7 protein-coding genes are annotated in these 5,943 nt (G+C 64.0%); 3 read left to right on the top strand and 4 right to left on the bottom strand.

Going from position 1 to position 5,943, the window contains the following annotated elements:
• On the top strand, positions 1-408 hold a 408-nt coding region (locus EOA29_RS22265; protein ID WP_127221542.1), incomplete at its 5' end, for a hypothetical protein.
• A 20-nt stretch (positions 409-428) separates the two neighbouring features.
• Here EOA29_RS22265 and queF read toward each other — a convergent pair.
• Positions 429-890, bottom strand: a complete 462-nt coding sequence (queF, locus tag EOA29_RS22260) for a preQ(1) synthase (RefSeq protein WP_126094343.1) — start codon at positions 888-890, stop codon at positions 429-431.
• Positions 891-1,028: 138 nt separating this feature from the next.
• On the opposite strand from queF, the gene EOA29_RS43845 reads away from it, so the two are divergent.
• Positions 1,029-3,074, top strand: coding sequence for an NADH:flavin oxidoreductase (locus EOA29_RS43845; RefSeq protein ID WP_126094342.1), 2,046 nt, complete (start codon positions 1,029-1,031; stop codon positions 3,072-3,074).
• A 147-nt stretch (positions 3,075-3,221) separates the two neighbouring features.
• Here EOA29_RS43845 and EOA29_RS22250 read toward each other — a convergent pair whose 3' ends face one another.
• Positions 3,222-3,629, bottom strand: a complete 408-nt coding sequence (locus EOA29_RS22250; protein WP_126094341.1) for a hypothetical protein — start codon at positions 3,627-3,629, stop codon at positions 3,222-3,224.
• A gap of 159 nt (positions 3,630-3,788) precedes the next feature.
• On the opposite strand from EOA29_RS22250, the gene EOA29_RS22245 reads away from it, so the two are divergent.
• The gene (locus EOA29_RS22245) at positions 3,789-4,217 is read left to right on the top strand and encodes a MarR family transcriptional regulator (protein ID WP_126094340.1); all 429 of its coding nucleotides are present in this window, start codon (positions 3,789-3,791) and stop codon (positions 4,215-4,217) included.
• Between the two features lie 6 nt (positions 4,218-4,223).
• Here EOA29_RS22245 and EOA29_RS22240 read toward each other — a convergent pair whose 3' ends face one another.
• Positions 4,224-4,958, bottom strand: coding sequence for a polysaccharide deacetylase family protein (locus EOA29_RS22240; RefSeq protein ID WP_126094339.1), 735 nt, complete (start codon positions 4,956-4,958; stop codon positions 4,224-4,226).
• Positions 4,959-5,031: 73 nt separating this feature from the next.
• A partial coding sequence (locus EOA29_RS22235) for an EAL domain-containing protein (protein ID WP_145969740.1) occupies positions 5,032-5,943 on the bottom strand: 912 nt, incomplete at its 5' end.

Raw genomic sequence — 5,943 nt, 5'->3', positions numbered from 1 at the left:
CCGGCGCCCGCCGCCCCCGTCCTTCCCGGGTCGCCGACGGCGGTAGTGAAGCCTTTCTACGAGCATCTCGGTCTGGAATTGGACCCGGCCCAGCGCAAGAACTTCATCGACCCGGCCAAGAGCGTGCTCGACAAGAGCGACGCGCTGCGTGCCTCCGGGCAGGGCGAATGCCTCGACCCCAACATGGCCCTCGACAATGCCGACTACGACAAGTTCGCCATCGACAAGAGCCTGCGCACCATCGAAGCCATCCATGGCGACGAGGCCAAGGTGGTCGTGGCCTTCGTCGCTGCTGGCAACAAGCATCGGCTTGAATGGAAGCTGAAGAAGGTCGGCGGCGACTGGAAGATCGCCGATCTCCTGTCGGTCACCGGCGAATGGGCGTTGAGCCAATACCAGTGCGAATGAGCGCGATTAACCCAGTCCCCTCAGCCCCTTCCGCGATAGGGCGCCACGCCGGTGTCGGGCAGCCAGGCGCCTTCGGGCGGAGCGCCGGTCTGCCAGAAGACATCGATCGGAATGCCGCCGCGCGGGAACCAGTAGCCGCCGACGCGCAACCAGAGCGGCTTGGTCGCCTCGACGATGCGGCGGCCGATCATGACGGTGCATTCCTCATGGAAGGCGCCGTGGTTGCGGAACGAGGTCATGAACAGTTTCAGCGACTTCGATTCCACCAGCGTCTTGTCGGGCGCGTAGTCGATGACAATGTGGGCGAAGTCGGGCTGGCCGGTGACCGGGCAGAGCGAGGTGAATTCCGGGCAGGTGAAGCGCACGATCGCCGGCGGCCCGTCGCCGCGATTGAAGGGCACGGTCTCCAGGACCGCCTGTTCGGGGCTTTGTGGCGTCTCGACGTGCTTGCCGAGCTGGGTGAGGTTTTTTGCATCAGTCATGGGCGGCTCCTTGCTCCCAGCCGTTGGAAGCGCAGTTCAACGGGCGGGTGCGAAACGAAGGTTGAAGAAGCGCTGCAGTCCTCTCGGGCGCAGCGCGTTTGACCGCTCATTAGCACAATTTGAAACGGCAGGAAGACGATGACCAGCAACGACCCGCTTCTCCAACCTTACCAGCTCAAGCACCTGACGCTGAAGAACCGGGTGATGTCGACCAGTCACGAGCCGGCCTATTCCGAGGACGGCATGCCGAAAGAGCGCTACCGGCTCTACCATGCCGAGAAGGCCAAGGGCGGCATGGCGCTGACCATGACGGCGGGCTCGGCGATCGTCTCGCGCGACAGCCCGGCCGCCTTCGGCAATCTGCATGTCTATGACGATCGCATCGTGCCGTGGCTGGCGGAACTCGCTGATGCCTGTCACGAGCATGACTGCAAGGTGATGATCCAGATCACCCATCTCGGGCGCCGCACCGGCTGGAACAAGGCGGACTGGCTGCCGGTGCTTTCGGCTTCGCCGGTGCGCGAGCCGGCGCATCGCGCCTTTCCCAAGACCATCGAGGATTGGGATATCGAGCGCATCGTCGCCGACTATGCTTCCGCCGCGCAGCGCTGCCAGGCCGCCGGCCTCGACGGCATCGAGTTCGAGGCCTACGGCCATCTGATGGACGGCTTCTGGTCGCCGGCCACCAACCATCGCGACGACGATTTCGGCGGCTCGCTCGACAACCGGCTGCGCTTCACCAACCTGGTGCTGGACGCGGTGCGCGCGGCCGTCGGCGAAAAATTCGTCGTCGGCATCCGCATGGTTGCGGACGAGGATTTCGAAAAAGGCCTGTCGAAGGAGGAGGGCGTCGAGATCGCCCGACGCCTGGCCTCATCCGGCAAGGTCGATTTCCTCAACATCATCCGTGGTTCGATCGAGACCGACGCGGCGCTGACCAAGGTCATCCCGGTGACCGGCATGCGTTCCTCGCCGCATCTCGACTTCGCCGGCGAGGTGAAGGCGGCGACGAAATTCCCGACCTTCCACGCGGCGCGCATCTCCGATGTCGCCACGGCGCGCCATGCGATCGCCACCGGCAAGCTCGACATGGTCGGCATGACGCGCGCCCATATTGCCGATCCCTATATCGTCAAGAAGGTGATGGAGGGCCGCGAGCACGAGATCCGTCCTTGCGTTGGCGCAACCTACTGCCTCGACCGCATCTATGAAGGCGGCGAGGCGCTTTGCGTCCACAATGCCGCGACCGGCCGCGAAGCGACGATCCCGCATGTCATCGCCAAAAGCAAAGGGCCGAAGAAGCGGGTGGTCGTCGTCGGGGCCGGGGCCGGCGGGCTCGAAGCCGCGCGGGTCGCCGCCGAACGCGGCCATCAGGTGACGGTGCTCGAAGCGTCGAGCCAGGCCGGCGGCCAGGTGCGGCTCGCGACGCAAAATCCGCGCCGCAAGGAACTGATCGGCATCATCGACTGGCGGCTCGCGGAACTGGACCGCCTCGGCGTCGAGATCCGCTACGACACATGGGCCGAGAAGAACGATGTGCTGGCGCTGTCTCCGGATGTGGTCATCGTCGCGACAGGCGGCCTGCCGCAGAACCCGCCGCTGGCGGCGGGCGACAACCTCGTCACCTCGAGCTGGGACATCATGGCGGGCAGCGTCAAGCCGGCCGAGAACGTGCTGCTCTATGACGACAATGGCGGCCATCAGGGGATGGGCGCGGCGGAGTTGATCGCCAACAGCGGCGCGAAGCTGGAGCTGGTCTCGCCGGAGCGCTTCTTCGCGCCGGAAATGGGCGGCCTGAACCACGTTCCCTATATGCGCGCCTTCCACGAGAAAGGCGTCACCGTCACCATCAACACCCGTCTGCGCTCGGTGCGGCGCGAGGGCAACCAGCTCATTGCCGAGTTGGCCTCGGACTTCGCCGATGGCTGGCGCGGCGAGCGGCGGGTCGATCAGGTGGTGGTCGAGCATGGCACGGCGCCGCTCGACGATCTCTATTTATCGCTGAAGCCGCTGTCGAGGAATGGCGGCGCGGTCGATTACGAGCGGCTGGTGAGCGGCGGCGACATCTTTCCGTCACGCAATCCGGAAGGCGGCTTCGTCGTATTTCGCATCGGCGACGCGGTCGCCTCGCGAAACATCCATGCAGCCATCTATGACGGGATCAGGTTCGGGATCCGAATCTGAGGCATGGAGCGTGATCCCAACCTCCGGTTCGGAGAAGATCATGCTCAATCGGTGGCGCGCAACCGACCTAGCAAGGAGAGCCACCTGCCGCTTTGGTCCGTTGCGCGCCGCGCATGACGCCGGCCTGATGCCGGCGTCGTGCGATACTCAAAACATCCTGGCGGTCGCCATGCAAAGCACGGTGATGACCAGCAGCCCGCCGGCGATGCGTTCGCCTCTGGTCGTTTTCGCGCGCAACTGGGTTTGCGTCGCCGCATCTGCAGTGGCCAACTGCCTGCTGGCGGAGCCGACCAGCGCGCCTTGCACGCCTGCGGCGATCAGCGCCGTCACGATACCGAGCGCCAGCACCTTTTCCATCGAGCCGAAGACACCTTCATGGAAAAAATACCAAAGCAATATGCCGGTCAGGAAAACCAAACCGGCCGCCCCCATTTGCGGTCGGAAGAACCGTTCCGCTCGAATATCGGGATCGCGGGCGACCGCTATGGTCGTGCCGGCCCAGAACACGCCGGCCATGACATGCAGGCCGATGACGACGATGTAGACATATTGCATGACCGCATTCCTCTCGTTCGCCCGCCCGCCTGCGTGTCGCAGTGCCGGTCGGTTGGTTCCGGCGGCACCATGAATAAGACAAAATTAGATATCTAATGGTTAGATGTCAATGCATCGTGCAGTATTTCGCCAATCCATTGCTTGTTTTAGTGTCCGGCCATGACGCCGTTTGATCGCCCGCCAGTCGGCATGAATCTCGCCCGCACGTCCAAGGTGGTGGCGCAGGCCTTCGACGCCGCCCTGGTCGAGGCCGGCGGCACGCTGCCGGTCTGGCTGACCTTGCTCTCGGTCAAGTCGAAGGAACTCGCCAACCAGCGCGAGCTTGCCGGCATGATCGGAATCCAGGGCGCGACGCTGACCCATCATCTCAACGCCATGGAGGCGCAAGGGTTGCTGACGCGCCGCCGCGATCCAGGAAACCGCAGGGTCCACCAGGTGGCCCTGACTGAAGCCGGCGAAGCGCTGTTCGAGAGATTGCGGATGGCTGCGATCGCCTTCGACAAGCGGTTACGGAGCGGAATTGCCGATGAGAGGCTGGCCGAATTCGCGGAAGTGCTTGCAGCACTCCGTGGGAATGTCGGGGATTAAACCGCCTCAGTCGTAGGTCGCGATGGCGCCGAAGGCGTAGTGGCGCAGCCTGAGCGCCGCGATCAGTGCGGTGAGCTTCGCCTTGCCGTCGAAGGCGTCCTGGAACATCTCGTCATGCATCAACAGGATCAGCCTGCCCGGCTTGACGAAATTGCCGTAGCCGAACAGATGATCGATCTCGCTCACCAGATGGTCGACGCTCTGCACCGGCTTGCCGCTGTCTTCATGCACCCATTCATGATCCCAGCCATAGAGCCAGAATCCTGACGCGGCGACGAACTCGTAGTCCGGGTCCTCGCGGCCGGCCTGCGCCAGCCCAAGCGAGTTGTCGTCTTTCGACATCGACGGCAGCCGGAACACGTCGCGCCCCGGCAGCCGCGCGCGCACGGCGGGCTTCAGGCCAAGCACGGCATTGGCCCTCAGCATGTCCGCGACCACGCCCTCGGTGTCGCCGTAGAAATGCCGGTAGTGGTTGTAGGCATGGCTGTAGCTGTGATTGCCGATCGTCACCAACGGCATCGATTTCGCCCGCTGCAGCAGCGCCCGGTTGGCTGCATTGGCTTCGGCATGCATGCCGACCATGAACAGTGTCGCCGGCACCTGCTCGGCCTGCAGCACGTCGAGGATATTGGCTGTGCCGTTCAGCGGACCGTCGTCGAAGGTGAGATAGATGGTCCGGTCGGCGGCAAGCGCAGGACACGCCACCAGCAACAGCGTCAGTACAAGAAGTCGAAGCGGCATCCGCAAGTTCCGGTTGCAATCGCGGCAGGCCGCCATGCTTGTCCAAGCTTGTCAAGCTTGCCGGTCGATCGCGCTATGCCAGGCTGCCTTGCAGCACCTTGAGCTTCGCCTTCTTCGGGCTGCGCGCCATCAGCCATTCGCGCGCCTTGTCCTGCGGCATCGGGAAGGCGATCGAATAGCCCTGCACCTGGTCGCAGCCGATCGCCATAAGCGAGTCGAGCTCGGCCTCGGTTTCCGCGCCCTCGGCGACGATCGAGATGCCCAGCCCGCGGGCAAGCTCGGTGATGGCGCGCACGATCTTGGTGTTGTCGCCGTTCTCGTTGATGTTCTGCACGAAGCGGCGGTCGATCTTCAACCGGTCGATCTCGTTCGGATTAACGTGGCTGAGCGACGCATAGCCGGTGCCGAAATCATCGAGCTCGAGATGCACGCCGGCGGCGCGGATGTGCCTGAGCTTGGCGGCGATACCGGTCTTTTCGTCGTCGAGGATGACGGATTCGACGATTTCCAGCGACAGCTTCTGCGGCGCGAGCCCGGCCCGCTCCAGTGTCTCGAACAGGAACTTGTCGAAATCCGGCTCGCGCAGCTCGGTGCCCGAGACGTTGACGGCGATGCGCCCGAAGTCGATGCCGGCGCGGTCCCATTCGGCCGCTTCGTCGATCGCCTTGGTGATGACGATACGGCCGATATCGGGCATGAAGCCGCATTTTTCGGCGACGGGGATGAACTCGCCGGGCGAGATCATGCCGCGTGCGGCATGCTTCCAGCGCACCAGCGCCTCGATGCCGCTGATCTTGCCGCTGGTGAGCGACACCTGTGGCTGGAAATAGACCTCGAAGGTCTTTTCGGAGATCGCGGTGCGGATGTCTTGCTCGAGCTGCTTGCGGTAGTCGAGCTCGCGCCGAAGCTCCTCGGAGAAGAAGGAGAAGCTTCCGCCGCCGAGCTTCTTGGCCGAATAGAGCGCGAGATCGGCATGGACAAGCAG

The organism is Mesorhizobium sp. M1E.F.Ca.ET.063.01.1.1 (genome assembly GCF_003998155.1).
GTDB lineage: Bacteria > Pseudomonadota > Alphaproteobacteria > Rhizobiales > Rhizobiaceae > Mesorhizobium.
This window is presented reverse-complemented; position numbering and strand designations above follow the sequence as displayed.